This is a genomic window from Tabrizicola sp. (assembly GCF_041913445.1).
Lineage (GTDB): Bacteria > Pseudomonadota > Alphaproteobacteria > Rhodobacterales > Rhodobacteraceae > Tabrizicola.
This window is the reverse complement of record NZ_JAYSFG010000003.1, coordinates 145,668-165,955: the sequence shown is the minus strand read 5'-3', so window position 1 is coordinate 165,955 and position 20,288 is coordinate 145,668. Positions and strand designations below refer to the sequence as shown.

The following is a 20,288-nucleotide window of genomic DNA, read 5'->3' as shown; positions in this document are numbered from 1 at the left end:
ATGAGGAACCGAGGAGGGGCGGTCCGTTCCCGAACCGCCCCTTTTCCCGAATTCCGCGGCTTACTTCCGCTTGTTGTTGCCCAGATCCTCGAAGTCGGCGTCGACGATGTCATCGTCATCCACCGGCCGCGGCTCTTCCTCGCCGGAACCACCCTCAGTCTGGCTGGCCTTGTAGATCGCCTCGCCCAGCTTCATCGCGGCTTCGGTCAGGTTCTGGATCGCGCCCTTGATCTTGCCCGCATCCTCGCCCTTCAGCGCGTCTTCAAGCGGGCTCATCGCCAGCTCGATCGCCTCGACGGTGGACGGGTCGACCTTATCACTGTGCTCGGCCAGCGACTTCTTGGTCGAATGCAACAGGCTTTCGCCCTGGTTCTTGGTCTCGACCAGCTCCTTCCGGGCCTTGTCCGCTTCGGCATTCGCCTCGGCGTCCTTGATCATCTGTTCGATGTCGGCATCGGACAGACCACCCGAGGCCTGGATGGTGATCGCCTGCTCCTTGTTCGTGCCCTTGTCCTTGGCTTTCACCGACACGATGCCGTTGGCGTCGATGTCGAAGGTCACCTCGATCTGCGGCACGCCCCGCGGGGCGGGCGGGATCTGTTCCAGGTTGAACTGGCCCAGCAGCTTGTTGTCCGCGGCCATCTCCCGCTCGCCCTGGAACACGCGGATCGTCACCGCGTTCTGGTTGTCCTCGGCGGTCGAGAAGACCTGCGATTTCTTGGTCGGGATCGTCGTGTTGCGGTCGATCAGGCGAGTGAACACGCCACCCAGCGTCTCGATCCCCAGCGACAGCGGCGTCACGTCCAGAAGCACCACGTCCTTGACGTCGCCCTGCAGAACACCCGCCTGGATGGCCGCGCCCAGCGCCACGACTTCATCGGGGTTCACGCCCTTGTGGGGCTCTTTCCCGAAGAACTTGGTCACTTCCTCCACAACGCGCGGCATGCGGGTCATACCGCCGACCAGAACGACCTCGTCGATGTCGTCCTTCGAGACACCGGCGTCTTTCAGAGCCGCCATGCAGGGCTTGATCGACTTCTTGATCAGGTCCTCGACCAGGCTTTCCAGCTTCGAGCGCGTCAGCTTGACCACCAGGTGCAGGGGCTGCCCGGTGCTCTTGTCCATCGAAATGAACGGCTGGTTGATCTCGGTCTGTTGGGACGACGAGAGCTCGATCTTGGCCTTTTCCGAGGCCTCCTTCAGACGCTGCAGCGCCATCTTGTCCAGCGTCAGGTCGACGCCATGCTCTTTCTTGAACTCGTCCGCCAGGTACTGGACGATGCGCATGTCGAAGTCTTCACCGCCGAGGAACGTGTCGCCGTTCGTGGACTTCACCTCGAAGAGGCCGTCGTCGATTTCCAGGATGGTGATGTCGAAGGTACCGCCGCCAAGGTCATAGACCGCGATGGTCTTCGAATCCTTCTTGTCGAGGCCATAGGCGAGCGCCGCAGCCGTCGGTTCGTTGATGATGCGCAGCACCTCGAGGCCCGCGATCTTGCCCGCGTCCTTGGTGGCCTGGCGCTGGGCGTCGTTGAAATAGGCGGGGACGGTGATCACGGCCTGGGTGACGGTCTCGCCCAGATAGGACTCGGCCGTTTCCTTCATCTTCTGCAGGATGAAGGCGCTGACCTGCGACGGCGAATACTTGTCGCCACGCACTTCGACCCAGGCGTCGCCGTTGCCGCCGTCGACGATCTTGTAGGGGACAAGCTTCTTGTCCTTCTCAACCTCGGCGTCGCCCAGGCGGCGGCCGATCAGGCGCTTGACCGCGAAGACGGTGTTGGTGGGGTTGGTCACGGCCTGGCGCTTGGCGGGCTGGCCGACCAGGCGTTCGCTTTCCGTGAAGCCGACGATCGAAGGCGTCGTGCGCGCGCCTTCCGAGTTCTCGATGACGCGAGGCTGCGAGCCGTCCATGATGGCGACGCAGGAGTTCGTGGTCCCGAGGTCAATACCGATGACTTTGGCCATGTGTGTATCCCTTTACTTCAGGCGATGTTCCGGCAAGGACCCTTGCAAGCAGGCATCCCCGCCCTGGATGGGGGTCAGGTCTGGCGGCCTGGCTCCCGTGTGAGGCGTATATAGGCAGGCCATTTCGGGCCTGCAACGGTCCGCGCGCGGGGCGAGCCGCGAATCTTGGGCGATGATGCGCAAAATTTCCGCATTATTCCCTGCTCAGGGCCGGCCCAGGCTGCAGCATCCGGCAAGCCGGATCTCGCGGCCGGACAGGGTGCGGAAAATGTCCACGGCGATCCCGTAACTCCGGTCTGACATCCCGTCCGAACACTCGGCCCCGGTAAGGACGGCCAGACCGTCCGCCAGGCCGACGGCGGCACTTCGCGCCCAAGGCTGCGCGGGCCAGAGCCCGGTGATGGGCTTTGCGGCCGGATCCGGGGCCTCGGGCGTGCGGAAGCGGGTGCTTTCCGCGGCCGGGTCGATCTCCAGCGTCCAGAAGGGTTCGGTCCCGATGCAGGTCAGCGGCGCCTCCAGAGCGGCCCAGGATGGCCCAGGCTCCCGCGACAGGAAGCGCAGCGAGGCGTAGCCCATCCCTTCGCCCGCACTGACAAGCGCCCAGTTCCCGGACCGGCCCAGGACCTCGACCCCCGTCGAATCCGGGGCGAGCGCGCCGATGATCGGAGCGCCCGCATCAGGCCGACTGCGGATGTTCAGCACATCGTCTGCCGCGACGCCGGTGACGGCGTAAAGCGCGGGAAAGTCCTGCGCCTGCGCCGGCAGGGCCAGGAAAAGCAGGGTTAGAAGGATCCGGATCATCGCCGTTTGTTCCAGCTGGCCGAGGCGTGTTGGCGGGTGAAGAATTCCATCATCAGGCCGATCATCATGCAGACCAGCGCGTAGTAGACCGCGTAATGGTAATCCGTATAGCGCGGCGTGTAGTTCAGGAACACGAACCCCCGCGCCTGGTCGATGGTGTGGAACAGCGGGTTCCAGTCGAACCAGTCGCGGCGGTTGGAGGCCAGGTTGTTCGCCAGCACCATCTTGCCCGAGGCGATCACGTTGGCCCGCTGGTAGATCGACACCAGGATCCCCACCGTCTCGGGCTGCCAGGGTCTGGCGGACAGGAACACCATCCCGATTCCCACCCCGGAGAACCACGACAAGAGGAACATCCCCAGCATCCCGACTGGTTCGTCGATGGTGATCGGGTTCCAGATCGCGTGGTAGACGAACAGGATTACCGCCGCCGACAGCGTCTGCTGGTAAAGTGACCCCAGCGCCGCCCCCATGATCGAGATGATCGGGTTCATCGGCGCGTGCATCATCATCTGCGAGGTCGGGCCGTCCGCACTGGACACCGCGCCGATGGCCTTGATGTGGGTCATGAACATGAAGACGCCCGACATCACGTACAGCATGAAGTCGCCGCGCACCGCGATCCGGCGCATGCCGAACAGGCTCATCATGAAATACATGATCAAAAGCATCAGCAGCGACTGGACGATCGACATCACCAGCCCCAGCACAGCGTTGTTGTGCGTCTTGCGCAGCTTGCGCACCGCGACGTGATAGATCAGCTCCAGGGTTTCGAACCCCAGGCCAAGCCATGTACGTTCGTGCGGCTTGTGGCGGAACATGCGGGCCCTCTCCTTCCGGCGGCATCCTGCAGCAGGAATCTTGCCGTTCCGTTGACGACGAAGGATAAGGGCCGCACTTCCCTTGATCAATTCGCCGCAGGAGACGTGATGGATTTTGCAACCATGGTGCCGCTTTTCCGCCGATTGGCGCTGGAAGCGGGCGAGCGTATCCTGCAGGTCTACCACGGCCCCGATTTCGAGGTCCGCGCCAAGGGCGACGCCTCCCCCGTGACCGAAGCGGACGAGGCCGCCGATGCCGTGATCTCCGCGGGCCTCCGCGCCGCCTTCCCGGACGTCTCGCTCATCACCGAGGAACAGGCCGCCTCCCACGCCCTGACCGCCCAGACCTTCTTCATCGTCGACCCGCTCGACGGCACGAAGGAGTTCGTCCAGCGCCGCGGCGACTTCACCGTCAACATCGCCTATGTCCGCGACGGCGTTCCTGCCCTGGGCGTCGTCTACGCCCCGGCGAAACAGCGCCTGTTCTACACCCTTCCCGACGGCAAGTCGGTCGAGGAAGCCGGCCCCTTCGGCCCCATCCCCGGCCCCGTGACTCCGCTCAGGGTCTCCACCCCCGACAACGCCGCGCTGATGGTCGTGGCGTCGAAATCCCACCGCGACCAGGCGACCGACGACTACATCGCGCGCTACGCCGTCCGCGACATGACCAGCGCAGGCTCCAGCCTCAAGTTCTGCCTTGTCGCCACCGGAGAGGCCGACCTCTACCCCCGTCTTGGCCGCACGATGGAATGGGACACCGCCGCCGGGGATGCCGTCCTGCGTGGGGCAGGGGGCCATGTCGTCCGTTTCGACGACCACCAGCCCCTCGCCTATGGCAAACCCGGCTGGGACAACCCCTTCTTCATCGCCTACGCACCCGGGGTGACGCTCAAATGAAGACCCTTGTCGCCATCCCCGCCCGCTATGCCTCGACCCGCTACCCGGGCAAGCCGCTCGTCACGCTCAAGGGCCCCGACGGCGAGAAGACCCTGATCCGCCGCAGTTGGGAGGCCGCAACCTCCGTCCAGGGTATCGACCGCGTCGTCGTCGCCACCGACGACAGCCGCATCGCCGAACACGCCCGCGCCTTCGGAGCCGAGGTTGTCATGACCTCGTCGGACGCCCGCAATGGCACCGAACGCTGTGCCGAGGTGGCCGCCCAGCTTCCCGGCTACGACATCGTCGTGAACCTCCAGGGCGACGCGCCGCTCACCCCCGCCTGGTTTGTCGAACACCTCATCGCCGGGCTGGCCGCCGACCCCCAGGCCGACATTGCCACCCCCGTCCTGCGCTGCGATGGCCGGGCTGTCGCGGGCTTCCTGAACGACCGCCGCCATGGCCGCGTCGGCGGCACCACCGCCGTCTTCGGAACTGGCGGCAGGGCGCTCTACTTCTCGAAGGAAGTCATCCCCTACACCGGGCGCGACTATGCCCCCGACGCGCCCACGCCTGTCTTCCACCACGTCGGCGTCTACGCCTACCGCCCCGCCGCACTGTTGGCCTACCCGACCTGGCCCGTGGGTCCCCTGGAAACGCTCGAGGGTCTGGAGCAGCTGCGCTTCCTGGAAAACGGCCGTCCGGTGCTGTGCGTCGAGGTCGAGGCGAAGGGCCGCCAGTTCTGGGAACTGAACAACCCCTCCGACGTTGCGATCATCGAACGGATGCTTGCAGAGGCGGGGTGACGAAAGGCGCACTTGACCGGCCGCTGCGGCTCTGGACGATCATCCCGGAGTCGTTTTTTGGTGCGAAAGGGTCTAGCATCGGGCAGGTTGCCAATATTGCCGCGGGGCTGCCCGGATAAGGTCAGATTCGCCTGACAGTCGTTTCACGACACAGCTATTGAACACGAACATACAGGTAGGGACGAGTCATGAAAGCCAAGAAGATCACCAAGGCAGTGTTCCCGGTTGCCGGCCTCGGGACCCGCTTTCTGCCTGCAACCAAGTCGATTCCGAAAGAGATCATGACCCTCGTGGATCGCCCGCTGATCCAGTACGCCATCGACGAAGCCCGCGCCGCCGGCATCAAGGAATTCATCTTCGTGACCTCGCGCGGGAAATCTGCGCTCGAGGACTACTTCGACCACGCGCCGGAACTGGAATCCGAGCTGAAGAAGAAGAACAAGACCGACCTGCTGGACATCCTGAAGGACACCAACATGGACTCGGGCGCCATCGCCTATGTCCGGCAGAACCGGCCGATGGGCCTGGGCCATGCCGTCTGGTGCGCCCGCCGCCTGATCGGGAACGAACCCTTCGCCGTCCTCCTGCCCGATGACGTGATCGCCGCCGAAAAGCCCTGCTTGCAGCAGATGGTGGAAGCCCACGCCGAAACCGGCGGCTGCATGGTCGCCGCAATGGAAGTCGCGCCGAAGAAAACCTCCAGCTATGGCGTTCTCGACATTGGCGAGGACATGGGGTCCATCGTCCGCGTCAAGGGCATGGTGGAAAAGCCCAAGCCCGAGGACGCCCCGTCGAACCTGGCTGTGATCGGCCGCTACATCCTGACGCCGCAGGTGCTGACCAATCTCAACAAGATCAAGCAGGGCGCGGGCGGCGAGATCCAGCTGACCGACGCCATCGCGCAAGAGACCAAGAAGAAGGGCGGCGTCTTCGGCCTGCGCTTCCGCGGTCAGCGCTATGACTGCGGCTCGAAGATCGGCTTCCTGCAGGCCACCGTCGCCTTCGGCCTGTCGCGGCCCGAGTTCGGCGCGGAATTCGGCGACTTCCTGCACGAGATGGCCGCGATGCAGAAGGCCGCGCAGTAAGCTTGCCGTCCCCGGGAGCAAGGCGCAGCTTTCCCCGGGGCCTGCCTCACGCCTGCCCCATCGGTGATCTCGACCCGCCACCTGGCGGAGTGACCGGCGCCCTTCTGGCGCTGAAGCTGCGCACGCGCCGCCAGCGTCTCCTGTGGCGCGCCTGGCGGAAACGGGGTGAGCTTGACGCCCTCTCCGACCACACCGCCCGGATCGAACCCGAGGACGTGCTCTGCTTCCTCTGCGTCCGCAACGAGGCTGCGCGCCTGCCGCATTTCCTGCGCCATCACCGCGCACTGGGCGTGCGGCACTTCCTGGCGGTCGACAACGGCAGCACCGATAGCACGGCCGATCTTCTGCTGGATCAGCCCGACCTTTCCCTCTGGCGAACCACGTCCAGCTACAAGGCCGCCCGTTTCGGGATGGACTGGCTGACCTGGCTGCAGATGCGTCACGGCTCCGGCCACTGGTGCCTGACGCTGGATGCGGACGAGCTGCTGATCTACCCCTACTGGCAGACCCGACCGCTGCCTGCGCTGACGGGCTGGCTGCAGGACCAGGGCCGCGACAGCTTCGGCGCGCTGACCATCGACATGTACCCCCTGGGGTCGGTTTCGCAGGGCGAGGTCGGGCCGGACGACGACCCGATTCGCCACCTCGCCTGGTTCGATGCGGGCAACTACCAGGTGCAGGTCCAGCCGCGGATGCGCAATCTCTGGATCCAGGGCGGCGCGCGGGCGCGGGCCTTCTTCGCCACCGACCCTCGCCGCGCGCCCACCCTGAACAAGATCCCGCTGGTCCGCTGGCACTGGCGCCACGCCTATGTCAACTCGACCCATTCCCTCCTGCCGCCCCGGCTGAACGAGGTTTACGCGACCGACGGGGGCGAGCTGACGTCCGGCGTCCTTCTGCACACCAAGTTCCTCCCCGGGATCACCGAACGCTCTGCCGAAGAGAAGGAACGGGGCGAGCATTTCGGCAACGCCGCTCAATATGCCGCCTACTACGACCATCTGACTGCAGACCCGGTCTTGCATACGTCGGCGTCCACTCGTTACATCGGCTGGCGACAGATGGAGGCCCTGGGCCTCATGTCGCGGGGCGGTTGGGTATGACGGTTCACGGTTGCAGACTTGGGTGTCGCGGATGGGCCTGATGACCCTTCTCAGACTGCGCATCCGTCGCCAGTACCTCATCGCCCGCGCCTTCCGCCGCCGCCGCCAGCTCAGCCCCGTCTCCGACCGCACGGCCAACCTGCCCGCCCAGCCGATCCTCCTCTTTTCCACCGTCCGGAACGAAAGGGTGCGGCTCCCCTATTTCCTGAAATACTACCGTCGCCTCGGGATCGACCACTTCCTCATCGTCGACAACGGCTCGGACGACGGCACGCGCGAATACCTGGCCGAGCAGCCGGACGTCTCGGTCTGGTCCGCCACCGCCGGTTACAAGCAGTCGCGCTTCGGCATGGACTGGATGATGCACCTGCTGCGCCGCTACGGCCACGGCCGCTGGTGCCTCACCGTCGACGTGGACGAATTCTTCGTCTACCCCTTCTGCGAGACCCGCCCCCTCCGCGCCCTGACCGACTGGCTCGACAGCGGCGAGACGGTCAGCTTCAGCGCCATGATGCTGGACATGTACCCCAAGGGCCCGATGCACGAGCAGCCCTACCGCGAGGGCCAGAATCCCTTCGAGATCGCCCAGTATTTCGACAGCGGCAACTACGTCATCTCCCGCAACCCGCTTTACCGCAACCTCTGGATCCAGGGCGGCCCCCGCGCCCGGCTCTTCTTCACCGACCGCCCCAAGCGCGCGCCCGCGATGAACAAGACGCCCCTCGTCAAATGGCACCGCTCCTACGCCTATGTCTCCTCGACCCACATGGCCCTGCCCCGCCGCCTGAACCTCGTCTACGACGACCAGGGCGGTGAAAAGCCCTCGGGCGTCCTCCTCCACGCCAAGTTCCTCGACACCTTCGCCGCCCGCGCCGCCGAGGAACTGGCGCGCGGCGAACACTACGCCCAAAGCGCCGAGTACCGCGCCTACCGCGAAGGCATCGCCCGTGAGCGCGATCTCTGGTGCAACTGGAGCGAGAAATACGTCAACTGGAGACAGCTGGAAGTTCTCGGCCTGATGTCGAAGGGAAACTGGGCGTGACCCTCCCGGACGTCAAAATGGGCGTGATCATGCTGTGCCATGCGGCGCTGGACCGTGCAGCGCAACTGGCACGGCACTGGGCGATGCACGGCTGTCCCGTGGTGGTCCACGTCGACGCCCGCACGCCGCAGGCCCAGTTCGACACGCTGCGCGCCGCGCTGAAGGACCTGCCCGACATCCGCTTCATCGGCCGCTTCGCCTGTGAATGGGGCACGTTCGGGATCGTCGAGGCCACGCTTGTGGCTGCGGACCGGATGCTGGCCGACTTCCCCGAGGTCAGCCACGTCCTCCTCGCCTCCGGCTCCTGCCTGCCGATCAAGCCGGTCCGCGCCTTGCAGGCCCATCTCGCCGCCCATCCGATCACCGACTTCATCGAAAGCGTCACGACCGCCGATGTCGGCTGGACCATCGGCGGGCTAAACGAGGAACGCTTCACCCTCCGCTTTCCCTTTTCCTGGAAGCGCCAGCGCCGGCTTTTCGACAGCTATGTCGCGCTCCAGCGCAAGCTGGGCTTCCGCCGCCGCCTTCCGCCGGGCCTCGTGCCGCATCTCGGCAGCCAGTGGTGGTGCCTGACCCGACCGACTCTCCAGGCGATCCTGAACCATCCCGACCGGGCGCGCATCGACCGCTACTTCCGCCGCGTCTGGATCCCCGATGAAAGCTATTTTCAAAGCCTCGTGCGCCAGGTCTCGCCCCGCATCGAAAGCCGCTCGCTGACCCTGTCCAAGTTCGACTACCAGGGCCGGCCCTACATCTTCTACGACGACCACCTGCACCTCCTGCGCCAGGCCGATGCCTTCATCGCGCGCAAGGCCTGGCCGCAGGCGCAGCTTCTCTACGATACCTTCCTCACGCCCGACGGCGACCGCGCCCATGCCCCGGTGCCCAGCCCCGGCAAGATCAACCGGCTCTTCGCCAAGGCGGTCGAGCGGCGGGTCTCGGGTCGCCCCGGCCTCTACATGCAAAGCCGCTTTCCGACCCGCGCCCGCGGGGGAACCCAGTTCGCCGCGCCCTATGGCGTCTTCTCGGGCTTCGCCCAGCTTATCCCGGACTTCCAGCCCTGGCTTGCGCGGGCGTTGGACGCGCGGGTCCACGGCCATCTCTTCGCCTTCGACCGCGTCCAGTTCGCGGGGGGCGAGCCGGTCTTCAAGGGCGGCCTGTCCGACAGCCCGACCTTGCGCGACTACAACCCGAAAAGCTTCCTGGCCAACCTGATCTGGAACACCCGGGGCGAGACGCAGTGCTTTCAGTTCGGACCCGAGGATGAACAGGCGATCGCGCCGACCATCGTGTCCGACCCCAACGCCTCGATCTTCGTGGTGACCGGCGCTTTCGCCATCCCGCTCTGGCAATCCGGCCGCAGTGCCGCCGACGTAAGGGACAAGGCGGCGCGCCTGCAGAAGGTCGAAAGCGATTTCCTGCAGCTTTTGAAGGGCCCCGAAAGCAAGGCCCGCATCCGCATCTGGTCTCTCACCGAGTTCATCGAGAACCCCTCCGAACCGCTGGAGCAGCTTGTCGACCTCCTGAACCCCCGCGCCGCGCATCGCGTGACCGACCTGCCACGGCTTCAGGATCTCCACGGCTTCGGCGGCTTCCTTCAGGACCTGCGCAACCAGGGCATGGCACCGGTCCTGATGGGCGATTTCCCTTCCGACGCCGAGCTTGCCTCGCCCTCGCCCTCCTTCGCCCGGCCCCGCGTCGTCAGATGAGCCGCTTCCACAGCTTCGTCGTCTTCGCCGAGATGCGGACCGGGTCGAACCTCCTCGAGGCGAACCTGAACGCGCTTCCGGGCGTCCACAGCCATGGCGAAGTCTTCAACCGCTACATCCTGGGAAAGAAGGACCGGACTGAGCTTTTCGGGATCACCATGGAAGAGCGCGACCGCGACCCGCGGCCCCTGCTGCGCAAACTGCGTGAGGAAACCGACGGTCTGCCCGGCTTCCGCTTCTTCCACGACCACGACCTGCGCATCCTCGATGACGTGCTGCCCGACCCCGGCTGCGCCAAGATCATCCTCACGCGCAACCCCGTGGAAAGCTACGTGTCCTGGAAGATCGCCCAGGCCACCGACCAGTGGAAGCTGACCAATCCGAAGCGGCTGAAGACCGCCAAGGTCCGTTTCGACGTGCCGGAATTCCTGAAGCTTCTGCAAGACATCCAGGCCTTCCAGCTGTTCCTTCTCAATGCACTGCAGACCACGGGCCAGACCGCCTTCTACCTCGACTACGACGACCTTGGCTCGCTCGAGGTCATCAACGGGCTCGCGGCCTTTCTGGGGGTCGAGGCGCGGCTGAAATCCCTGGACGACACGCTGAAGAAGCAGAACCCCGGCCCCCTGGAGGACAAGCTGGAGAACCCCGAAGCCCTTGCCGAAGCCATCGCCGCCATCGACGTTTTCAATCTTGGTCGGACCCCCAGCTTCGAACCCCGCCGCGCCGCTGGCGTGCCGAACGCGCTGGCCTCCGAGGCTGGCCTCCTGTTCTTTCCGATCCGCTCTGGCCCCGAGGCCGCCGTCCGCGACTGGTTCGCGGGACTGGGCGCGGTGACCGAAGGATTCGAGCAGAAGACGCTGCGCCAATGGAAGCGCCGTCATCCCGGCCACCGCAGCTTCACCGTGCTGCGCCACCCGCTTTTGCGCGCCCATGCCGCCTTCCGCCGCAAGATCGTGATGGGCGAGGCGCAGGACCTCCGCCGCATCCTGATCAACGGCTTCCTGGCCGAGCTTCAGCCCCCGGGCGAACCTTTCGCGACCGCCAGTGCCGAACGCGCCGCCTTCTTGATCTTCCTGACCTACTGCCGGCTCGCCACCGGCGGTCAGACCGGGTCGCGGGTCGACCCCAGCCTCGCCAGCCAGACCGCGCTGGTGCAGGGCATGGCAGGCTTCCAGCCGCTGGACCATCTCTTGCGCGAAGACCGCTTGGCCGAAGGGCTGGCCGCCCTCGCCGCCGAGGCAGGCGTCCCTCCGCCCGCGGTCACCCCCGACCCTGCCGAGGCCGCGCTCTTGTCGATCTGGGACGAAACCCTCGAAACCGCCGCCGCCGAAGCCTACCAGCGCGACTACATGGGCTTCGGCTTTACCCGCTGGCGGACCTGACCAGCCCCAAGGCCTCCGCCAAGGAAGGCAGAAAAACATTCACAACCGGCGTCCCCTCTCCCCCACGGGGGAGAGGGCCAGGGTGAGGGGGAAAGAGCCGCGGTCAGACGTTAAGAAACCCCTAACGCCCGCACCCAAGCTATTGATTTCCTTGCAAGCCAGGCGATTGTCCACCGTGGACAGGATCAAGCCGCCTGGGGCGCCCGGCTCTCTGTCAGGATCGCGTACAGCTTGGCCGGGTCCGAATTCGCCCGCAGCTTCGCCACCACCGCCGGGTCCCGCATCGTCCGGCTGACCAATGCCAGCGCCTTCAGATGATCAACCCCGGAATCCTTGGGCGCGAACAGGCCGAAGACCAGGTCCACCGGCTGCCGGTCGACGCTGTCGTAGTCAAGCGGCTTCTCCAGCCGCAGGAAGACCCCGATGATCCCCTTCAGGTCCTCCAGCCGCGCATGGGGCAGGGCGATGCCATGCCCCACGCCGGTCGGACCCAGCGACTCGCGTTCCTGCAGCCCGTCGATCGCCGCCGCGCCGGACAGCCCATAGGCCTGCGCCGCGATCTCGCCCAGTTCCTGGAACAGCCGCTTCTTGGAGGTGAACTGCCCAACCACGCGAACCGCGCCTGGGACGAGTAGCTTGGAAAGTTCCATCGGGCCGTGACGATCCTGCGCCGCAAGGGCGCCTTACTTGCTGTTGCGAGGGTCGATCCAGCCGATGTTCCCGTCATCCCGACGGTACACGACGTTCACGCCCCCATGTCCTTCGTTGCGGAACACCAGCATCTTCTGCCCCGCCAGCTCCATCTGCATCACGGCCTCGCCCACGGTGATCGAAGGGATCTTCGTCTCCATCTCGGCGATGACCACGGGCTGCAGGCTGTCCGGCTCGGCCTCTTCGGTGTCCTCGTTCGCGGCGAGGATATACGAGGACGCCCCGCCGAATTCAACCGGTCCCGGACGGTTCGAGTGATGGTTGCGGATCCGCCGCTTGTAGCGCCTGAGCTGCTTGTCCATCTTCTCGCGGCAGCTTTCGAAGGCCGCATAGATCTCGGCCGCGTGCCCCTTGGCCTGCGCGGTCAGGCCGGTGGACAGATGGATCACCGCCTCGCAGACGAATTCATGCGCAACCCGCGAGAAAACCACGACACATTCGGTCGGACGCTGGGCGTACTTCTCCACCACCTCGCCCATTTCGGCCTTCACATGGGTCTGCAAAGCCTCGCCGACGTCGATCTGTTTCCCACTGATCTGATAGCGCATGGCCTCTCCTTTCACATGCTTCCAGCGTACTTCGGGGTCAGCCCCTGTGGACCGCACCCCTATAATAGAGATGGAAGGAACGTTGCGTCACGCAAGGACAGCCGACTGAAGTCTTCGCGGCACGACGGGGCAAACCGGTGGCAAATGACGCACGCATTGCGGGTATTTGGCGCAGCCCTCTGGCCCCTTGTCAACCGAATCGATGCGTTCGGTCAGACGATGCGGAAGTTCTCGCCCAAGTAGACGCGCCGCACGGTTTCGTCGCGCACGACCTCGTCCGTCGTCCCGCTCATCAGAACCTTGCCGTCGTGCAGGATATAAGCGCGATCCACGATCTCCAGCGTCTCGCGGACGTTGTGGTCGGTGATTAGCACGCCAATCCCACGGCCTTTCAGGTCATGCACCAAGTGGCGAATTTCCCCCACCGCGATCGGGTCCACCCCGGCGAAAGGCTCGTCCAAGAGCAGGTATTTCGGGTCCGCCGCAAGGCAGCGCGCGATCTCGACCCGCCGCCGCTCACCGCCCGACAGCGCCAGGGCCGGGGTCCGCCGCAGATGGGTGATGGAAAACTCCGACAGCAATTCCTCCAGGCGCTCGCGCCGCTTGTGGCGGTCGGGCTGGACGATCTCCAAGACGGCCAGGATGTTGTCCTCGGCCGTCAGGCCCCGGAAGATCGAAACCTCCTGCGGCAGGTAGCCGATCCCCAGCCGGGCGCGGCGGTACATCGGCAGGGCGGTCACGTCCTTGCCGTCGATCAGGACCTGCCCGCCCTCGGGCATCACAAGGCCGGCGATGGAATAGAAGCAGGTCGTCTTCCCCGACCCGTTCGGCCCGAGCAAGGCCACCACTTCGCCCCGGTGCAGGGTCATCGAGACATCCCGGATCACCGGACGCTTCTTGTAGCTCTTCCGCAAGCTGCGGATCTGCAACCCGGCCTGGCCCTCTGTCACCTTCAGCTCGGGCGCCATCAGTTGCCCCCGGGCTGGAAGGTCGTTGTCACCCTGCCCTCCATCAGCCCGGTCCCGTCCTGAAGGTTGATCGTCAGCTTCTGCCCTGCCATGGCCGAGCCGCCCTGCGTCAACAGCACATCCCCGGACAGCACGATCACGCCGGAATCGATGGTATAGACGGCCTCCTGCGCCTCGGCCGCGTCGCCAAGGTTGGTGACCGTCACACCACCGGTCGCCTCCAGGCTTTCGATGTCGTTCTGTTCGGTCCCGTAGTTGACCTTCACTTCGGCGGCAGCGAGTTTCATCTCGCCCTGGGTCACGACAACGTTGCCGGTGAAGATCGCAGTGCCGTCGGCATTGTTCACCGCAAGCTGGTCGGCCGTCACCTGGACCGGCTGGCTGGTGTCCTGGTTCAGGTCGCCGAACGCGATCTTCTGCTGCGCCCCGGCAGTCGTCGCCGCCAGCGCCAGGGTCAGGACCAGAAAACCAAGTCGAAATGCCATGCGTCGAACCTCTGCAGCCGTCTCAGCTGCCCGGTTGGTATATCAGCCGGACGCCGCCCTTGAAAACCAGAACATAGGACCCCGGGGTCCGGTTGTCCTGACGTAGCACCATGCCGTCGGCACTGATCTCGCCCGCCGGGCCCGTGGCCATGACCGGAGACCGACTTTCCAGCCCGGTCCGGTCCAGCTTGGCCGCGACCTCTGCCGTTTCCAGCCGGTAGCCGGTCGAGGTCGTCACGGTAACGCCGCCCGACAGCACCAGTTGCTGCGCGGTGTCGTCCATCTGCGCCTGGGCTGCAACAAGCTCGGTGCGGCCACCGTCGGGGGTGGCAAGGTCCAGCCGAAGCGCCGCCGCCTTGGCAGGAGCACCATCTGCGGCCGGGCGCGCCTCGTCGGCGGACAGGGTCACCGAGGCGCCGTCCTCCGTCGTACCGGCATAGGTTGGCGCGGTCATCCGCGGCTCGCGCGCAAGGTCCTCGACGTCGACTTCGGCATAGGGCAGAGCGGCCTCGGGGTCCACGCGGCGGGCGACGAGGAACAGGGTCGACAGGATCGCCAGCGCCATCAGCGGCAGGGCCACCTTCAGCCAGCCCACCACGCGCGTATGCCGGTCGGCCTGGGCCACTCAGACGACACCGGCCCGCAGGCAGTCATGCACATGCAGGATGCCGATGGCCCGGCGCGTGTCGGGCGCCGTGACGAGAAGACAGGTGATCTTGCGGGCGTTCATCAGGGCCAGCGCCTCGCCCGCCAGCGCGTCGGGGCCGATGGTGCGCGGGTTGGGCGTCATCACCTCGCCCGCCCGGTGCAGAAGCAGGCCTTCCAGGTGCCGCCGCAGGTCGCCGTCGGTGATGATCCCGATCAGATCGCCGTTGGCGTCGGTCACTCCCACGACGCCATAGCCGCGCCTCGTGATCTCCAGCAGGGCCTCGCCCATCGGCAGCGTGTCGGCCACCAAGGGCGGCTCGTCATGCATCAGGTCGCGGACCTTCAGAAGCTTTGCCCCCAACTTGCCCCCGGGGTGGAACATGCGGAAATGGTCCGGCGTGAAGGCGCGATGTTCCATCAACGCGATGGCCAGGGCATCGCCCAAGGCCAGCGTCATGGTGGTCGAGGTCGTGGGCACGATCCCCTTCTCGCAGGCTTCCGGCACCTGCGGCAACAGAAGGCCCACGGTCGCCTGCCGCATCACGGTGGACCCGTCGCGGCTGGTGATACCGATCAGAGGGATGCCGAAGCGCTTGGCATGGGCCAGAAGGTCGGCCAGTTCCGGCGTCTCGCCCGAGTTGGACAGCACGATCAGCACGTCGCCCTCGGCCACCATCCCCAGGTCGCCATGGCTCGCCTCGGCCGGATGGACGAAATGCGCGGGCGTTCCCGTCGAGGCGAAGGTGGCCGCGATCTTCCGCGCGATATGGCCCGACTTGCCCATGCCCGACACGATGACGCGGCCGCGCGCGTCCATCAGAAGGCTCACCGCCTGCGAGAAGGCTCCGTCCAGCGCCTCGGCTAGGGTCTCAAGCGCCCCCGCCTCGCGGCGGATCACCCGGCGGCCGGTGGCCAGAAGGTCAGTGGAGGAAGATGTCATTGGTATCTTCCCAGCCCAGAAGGTCCAGCTCGCACCGGGTCGGCAGGAAGGCGAACAGCCGCTGTGCCAGATCCAGCCGGTCCTCGCGGATCAGCCTGGCTTCCAGCTCGGCCTTCAGCTGGTGCAGGTAGAGGACGTCCGAGGCCGCATATTCCTTCTGCGCCTCCGTCAGCACCTCGGCCCCCCAATCGCTGGTCTGCTGCTGCTTCGAGACATCGACGCCGACCAGATCGGCCAAGAGATACTTCAGCCCATGCCGGTCGGTGAATGTGCGCACCAGCTTCGAGGCGATCTTGGTGCACCAGACCGGGGCTGTGGTGACGCCGAAGGCCTTCTTCATCACCGCGATGTCGAAGCGGCCATAGTGGAACAGCTTCAGCGTGGCGGGGTCGGCCAGAAGCCGCTCCAGGTTCGGCGCGCGGGTCTGGCCCTTGGCGATCTGCACCAGATGCGCGTCGCCGCTGCCGTCGGACAGCTGCACCACGCAAAGCCGGTCCCGGCGAGGGTCAAGGCCCATGGTCTCGGTGTCGATGGCGACGACGGGGCCAAGGATCAGGCCGTCGGGAAGGTCGGATTGGTGCAGATGGATGGCCAAGGGTGTGCTCTTTGCTGGATCCACCCCGGATTACGCTTGCGGCCCCGAAGGGTCAACCTTGGGCTCAGGCCTCTGCATGGGGCCGCTCGCCGTTGCCTTTCAGGCCTCCTCGCCGGGGCGGCGCACCCGGCCTGCCCGGTCGTGGGCACGGACACCGGCAGGCTCAAGGTCCACTGACCTTGGAACCTGGCGCATCACCTGCATCGGCGAGAGCCAAGACACGGTAAACGAATTCCGAATGTCCACAGTCAACGCGTTGATTCCAAATGCTGGAAACTTCTGTCCACACCGGACATCCCTCAGTTCACGACGAATTCGGCATGCAGCGCCCCGGCCGCATTGATGCTTTTCAGGATGTCGATCATGTCATGCGGCGCCACCCCCAGCGCGTTCAGCCCGGCCACCACCTCGGCCAGGTCCGTCCCGCCCCGCACCTCGGCAAGGCCTGTCCCCTCGGTCGCGATCGAGGCATTCGACCGTGGCACCACCACCGTCTCTCCTTCGGTGAAGGGGTTCGGCTGCGAGACGAGCGGACTCTCCTCGACCCGCAGCGTCAGGTTCCCCTGCGCCACCGCGACCCGGCTGATCCGCACGTCCGCCCCCATCACGATGGTGCCGGACCGCTGGTCCACCACCACACGCGCCCGGGTTTCCGGCTGCACCAGGATCCCCTCCAGCCGGGCCAGCACATGGGCCGGTGACCGCATCCCCGTCGCCCCGATGTCCACCGAGACTGTCCCCGCGTCAGTCATCTCGGCCACCCGCGCGCCGAATTCCTTGTTCACCGCCTGCTCGATCCGCGCCGCCGTGGTGAAATCCGCCGACTTCAGCGCGAGCCGCAGCGACGGCAGGCCAGCGAAGTCGAACTCCACCTCCCGCTCCACCCGCGCGCCCGAGGGGATCACGCCAGCGGTGGGCACGCCCTGCGTCACCCGGGCCACCGCATAGATCTGCCCGTCCGCCCCGTTCAGGGGCGTCATCACCAGCGTCCCGCCAAGCAGGCTTTTCGCGTCTCCGATGGCCGAGACCGTGACGTCGATCCGCCCGCCCGCCCGCGCAAAGGGCGGCAGCTGGGCGGTGACGAAGACGGCGGCCACGTTCTTCGGCCGGAACTCCTCGCCCGTCACGTTGGCCCCCAGCCGTTCCAGGAGGTCCGCCATGATCTCTTCGGTGAACGGCGCGTTGCGCAGCCCGTCGCCGGTCCCGTTCAGCCCGACAACCAGCCCGTAGCCCACCAGGTCGTTCCCGCGCACGCCGTCGAACTCCACCAGGTCCTTGATCCGGATCGGCTCGGCCAGCGCGGCGCCGGCGGACAGGATCAGGGCCAGAAGGAAGCGGATCATCTGAGATACTCCGTGAGGCTGAGCCGCGAGACGCGGGCGGTGACGAGGTAGAGAGACTCAAGCTGTGCCCGGACCGTCTCAAGCCGGGTCGCGGCTTCGTAGGGATCGACCGATCCGATGTCGGACCGCAGGATGCCAAGCGAGGTCTCCTCGGCCGCGTTGCGGGTCCGCGCGGCTTCGATCTGCGCTTCCACCGTGCCGATCCGGGCAGAAAGGGTGATCCGGGCATCCTCGGTCCGATGCAGGGTCTGCCCGGCAATCTGCGCCAGCCGCGCGCGTTCCTCGGGATTCCCGGTCAGTACGCCGCGGTCGATCAGCGCCGCCATCGCGAAGCCTGCCAGCGTGTCGCGGATCGCCGGATCCATCGCGGTGGTCGACAGGTCCGCCGTCTCTCCTGGCGCGATGGGGGCTGCCGATAGCGCCACGTCGCCCTGGTAGAAGGCCCCGAACCCAAGCGGATCGGCGAACCAGCCGTTCACCGCCGCCTCGACCTGCCCCGCCGTCGTCGCCCCCGCCGCAGCCGTCTCGAGCGCGACCAGCATGTCGTCTGCGCTGCCCAGCGGGACCGTGTCCGTGGCCGTGCCGGAGAACACCGCCCGACCCGAGGCTTGCGTGTTGACCAACCCAACCGCCGAGGCGAGGCGCCCCCGAGCCTCCGCGGCGGTCGCGTTCACCTGGGCGGGCGTCGGAAAGTCGCGTGAGCCCATGAGGGTCATGGTGATCCCGGCGGCGAGCTGCGAGAGGCCGCCAATCGCTGATTGCTGTGCGGCCGTCTGGAAGGCCGCGTCGGTAGTGTTGGTCCGGTAAGCCGCAAGGCGCGCCAGGCTTGCGTCCACCGCCAGAAGCGGGGACAGGTCGCCGCGCATCACCTGACCGATGTCCGTATGGCGCCCAGTCGCGACTTCCTGCGCAGCGTGCTGCACCTGGGCCCGCAGGTCCGCCCCCTGCCGCGACAGGATGTTGGTCATGCTTGCGTCGCCAACCGAGATCCGGGTCATCGGTCAAGCCTTATCAGCGTGTCGATCATGTCGGCGACCGCCTGGATCACCTTGGCGTTGGCGGCGTAGTTCTTCTCGATCACCAGAAGCTCCTGCATTTCCTGGTCGGTATCGATGCCGTTCTGGTCTTCAAGGTCGGTCAGTGCGGTCAGCCGGGCGGCGGTGAAGCTCTGCTCGGACTGGGCAGAGAGCCGCAAGGCGGCAGTGTCGGACAGGATGTCCGAGGTCAGCACCGCAAAGCTGCGGTTTCCGGCGGGGAAGCCGGTCGAGGAGAGCGGCCGCGCTCCGGACAGGGCAGCGTGCAGTGCGTTCAGCAGCGCACCATTGCCGGGCGGCCCTTCGGTCGCGGCCCCCAGTCCGTCGCGCAAACGGAAGAGCGCGCCGCCCTGGGCCGGATCGGCGGCGGGGTTCAGGCGCAAGCGGCCGGCCAGGCCGACCTCGTCCAAAGGATCGAAGGCGCCGCCTGCATCGGTGAAGATCCCGACCGCACCGGGAGCCAGGCTTGGGTCAAGGCCCGAGAACCGCTCCACCAGGTCGCGGGCCGCGGCGTCCAGCTTGCCCTGGGCCGTGACGGCAAGCTCGTCCCGCACGGCAAAGAGCGCGCCGAGCGTGCCGCCCAGGATCGGGCTTGCCGAACCGGCAGTGTCGAAGGGCCGGCCGTTGATGGTGATCCCGGACAGCCCGCCAAGTGCCTGCGTCATCTCGGGGGTGATCGTGTGGACCGGGGTAAAGCCGAACACGGCCGCCGAGCCGTCCAGCAGCGGCGCTCCGCCGGTGGTGAACAGCGCGATCTGGTTCAGGTCGCGCGGAACTTCTCGGATCGGGACAATGGCCGAGATCTGGTCGACCAGCCGCTGCCGCTCATCCAGAAGCGCCGAGACGTCGCGACCCGCCCCGGTGAACGAGCGGAGGTTCACGTTCAGCTCATGCAGCTGCTGCAGAGTGGAATTCAGCCGGGTGACTTCCTCGCCGATCCGGCGGTCTGCCGAGGCGCGGGCGTTCTGGATGTCGGTCGTGGCTGCCGCGAACCCGGCCATCAGCGATTTGGCGGTGGTGGCGATACCGTTCAGCCGGGCCTGCGCTTCCGGCCGACCCGCCGCCTCGACCAGGGACTGGTCGAAGGCAGCCAGGCGCGCCGCCAGCGACGAGGGACTGTCCGCACTGCCAAGCGCCTGTTCGACGCGCTGCAGGAACTCGGCCCGGACGTTGCGCTCGCCGGTTCCGGCTTCCGCCAGCCGACGCTCGCCCAGAAGATGCCGGTCGACGTCGCGGCGGACGCCCAGGATCTGCACCCCCTGACCATGCGCTGCCAGGACCGCAGCCCCAAGGCTTACCTCCCGGCGGGCATAACCGGGCGTCGTCGCGTTGGCCACGTTCGACGACAGGATCTCCGCCTGACGCGAGGTGGCCGACAGCCCCGACAGGGCCCCGGCAAGGGCGGAGGTGACGCTCATCG

General features: G+C 66.5%; 20 protein-coding genes. 7 read left to right on the top strand and 13 right to left on the bottom strand.

What is annotated here, in order from left to right; all coding sequences use genetic code 11:
* Positions 1-60: 60 nt before the first annotated feature.
* The 3 genes from dnaK to ACE3Q6_RS04980 all read right to left on the bottom strand — a co-directional run bounded on the left by dnaK (position 61) and on the right by ACE3Q6_RS04980 (position 3,590).
* A complete protein-coding gene (gene dnaK, locus ACE3Q6_RS04990) occupies positions 61-1,968 on the bottom strand; it encodes a molecular chaperone DnaK (RefSeq protein WP_374429272.1) in 1,908 nt (635 codons plus the stop codon).
* A 204-nt stretch (positions 1,969-2,172) separates the two neighbouring features.
* Complete coding sequence (locus tag ACE3Q6_RS04985) at positions 2,173-2,769, bottom strand: SH3 domain-containing protein (RefSeq protein WP_374429269.1); 597 nt, start codon at positions 2,767-2,769, stop codon at positions 2,173-2,175.
* The gene (locus ACE3Q6_RS04980) at positions 2,766-3,590 is read right to left on the bottom strand and encodes an ABC transporter permease (protein WP_374429265.1); all 825 of its coding nucleotides are present in this window, start codon (positions 3,588-3,590) and stop codon (positions 2,766-2,768) included. The genes ACE3Q6_RS04985 and ACE3Q6_RS04980 overlap by 4 nt, the downstream gene beginning before the upstream one ends.
* A gap of 108 nt (positions 3,591-3,698) precedes the next feature.
* On the opposite strand from ACE3Q6_RS04980, the gene cysQ reads away from it, so the two are divergent.
* The 7 genes from cysQ (at position 3,699) to ACE3Q6_RS04945 (ending at position 11,596) form a co-directional block, all read left to right on the top strand.
* Entirely contained in the window at positions 3,699-4,487 is a 789-nt protein-coding gene (cysQ, locus tag ACE3Q6_RS04975) for a 3'(2'),5'-bisphosphate nucleotidase CysQ (protein WP_374429261.1), read from the top strand.
* On the top strand, positions 4,484-5,272 hold the full coding sequence (locus ACE3Q6_RS04970; protein WP_374429257.1) for a 3-deoxy-manno-octulosonate cytidylyltransferase: 789 nt from the start codon (positions 4,484-4,486) through the stop codon (positions 5,270-5,272). Before cysQ ends, ACE3Q6_RS04970 begins: the two co-directional genes overlap by 4 nt.
* A 188-nt stretch (positions 5,273-5,460) precedes the next feature.
* Positions 5,461-6,357, top strand: coding sequence for a UTP--glucose-1-phosphate uridylyltransferase GalU (galU, locus tag ACE3Q6_RS04965; protein WP_374429254.1), 897 nt, complete (start codon positions 5,461-5,463; stop codon positions 6,355-6,357).
* 89 nt (positions 6,358-6,446) lie between these two features.
* Complete coding sequence (locus ACE3Q6_RS04960) at positions 6,447-7,460, top strand: glycosyltransferase family 2 protein (RefSeq protein WP_374429252.1); 1,014 nt, start codon at positions 6,447-6,449, stop codon at positions 7,458-7,460.
* Positions 7,461-7,491: 31 nt separating this feature from the next.
* Complete coding sequence (locus tag ACE3Q6_RS04955; protein WP_374429250.1) at positions 7,492-8,502, top strand: glycosyltransferase family 2 protein; 1,011 nt, start codon at positions 7,492-7,494, stop codon at positions 8,500-8,502.
* Positions 8,503-8,531: 29 nt separating this feature from the next.
* Complete coding sequence (locus ACE3Q6_RS04950) at positions 8,532-10,211, top strand: beta-1,6-N-acetylglucosaminyltransferase (protein WP_374429681.1); 1,680 nt, start codon at positions 8,532-8,534, stop codon at positions 10,209-10,211.
* Positions 10,208-11,596 carry a nodulation protein NodH gene (locus ACE3Q6_RS04945; RefSeq protein WP_374429248.1) on the top strand — a complete coding sequence of 463 codons (1,389 nt, stop codon included), beginning with the start codon at positions 10,208-10,210 and terminating at the stop codon, positions 11,594-11,596. The genes ACE3Q6_RS04950 and ACE3Q6_RS04945 overlap by 4 nt, the downstream gene beginning before the upstream one ends.
* Before the next feature lie 185 nt (positions 11,597-11,781).
* Here the strand turns inward: ACE3Q6_RS04945 and ACE3Q6_RS04940 are convergent, their stop codons facing one another.
* From ACE3Q6_RS04940 to flgK, 10 genes are all read right to left on the bottom strand, one after another.
* Entirely contained in the window at positions 11,782-12,246 is a 465-nt protein-coding gene (locus ACE3Q6_RS04940; RefSeq protein ID WP_374429246.1) for a PTS sugar transporter subunit IIA, read from the bottom strand.
* A 33-nt stretch (positions 12,247-12,279) separates the two neighbouring features.
* Positions 12,280-12,855, bottom strand: coding sequence for a ribosome hibernation-promoting factor, HPF/YfiA family (hpf, locus tag ACE3Q6_RS04935; protein WP_374429244.1), 576 nt, complete (start codon positions 12,853-12,855; stop codon positions 12,280-12,282).
* 212 nt (positions 12,856-13,067) lie between these two features.
* Positions 13,068-13,823 (bottom strand): LPS export ABC transporter ATP-binding protein, encoded by a 756-nt coding sequence (lptB, locus tag ACE3Q6_RS04930; RefSeq protein WP_374429242.1) that lies wholly within the window; start codon positions 13,821-13,823, stop codon positions 13,068-13,070.
* Positions 13,823-14,308: a lipopolysaccharide transport periplasmic protein LptA gene (gene lptA / locus ACE3Q6_RS04925; protein ID WP_374429240.1), complete on the bottom strand. Its 486-nt coding sequence runs from the start codon at positions 14,306-14,308 to the stop codon at positions 13,823-13,825. Before lptA ends, lptB begins: the two co-directional genes overlap by 1 nt.
* Before the next feature lie 22 nt (positions 14,309-14,330).
* Positions 14,331-14,933 (bottom strand): LPS export ABC transporter periplasmic protein LptC, encoded by a 603-nt coding sequence (lptC, locus tag ACE3Q6_RS04920; RefSeq protein ID WP_374429238.1) that lies wholly within the window; start codon positions 14,931-14,933, stop codon positions 14,331-14,333.
* On the bottom strand, positions 14,934-15,896 hold the full coding sequence (locus ACE3Q6_RS04915) for an SIS domain-containing protein (RefSeq protein WP_374429236.1): 963 nt from the start codon (positions 15,894-15,896) through the stop codon (positions 14,934-14,936).
* Entirely contained in the window at positions 15,877-16,491 is a 615-nt protein-coding gene (locus tag ACE3Q6_RS04910; RefSeq protein ID WP_374429234.1) for a ribonuclease D, read from the bottom strand. Before ACE3Q6_RS04910 ends, ACE3Q6_RS04915 begins: the two co-directional genes overlap by 20 nt.
* Before the next feature lie 299 nt (positions 16,492-16,790).
* Positions 16,791-17,834 (bottom strand): flagellar basal body P-ring protein FlgI, encoded by a 1,044-nt coding sequence (locus ACE3Q6_RS04905; protein WP_374429232.1) that lies wholly within the window; start codon positions 17,832-17,834, stop codon positions 16,791-16,793.
* A complete protein-coding gene (locus ACE3Q6_RS04900; protein ID WP_374429230.1) occupies positions 17,831-18,802 on the bottom strand; it encodes a flagellin in 972 nt (323 codons plus the stop codon). The genes ACE3Q6_RS04905 and ACE3Q6_RS04900 overlap by 4 nt, the downstream gene beginning before the upstream one ends.
* A 26-nt stretch (positions 18,803-18,828) precedes the next feature.
* Positions 18,829-20,286, bottom strand: a complete 1,458-nt coding sequence (gene flgK, locus ACE3Q6_RS04895; RefSeq protein ID WP_374429228.1) for a flagellar hook-associated protein FlgK — start codon at positions 20,284-20,286, stop codon at positions 18,829-18,831.
* Between the last annotated feature and the right edge of the window lie 2 nt (positions 20,287-20,288).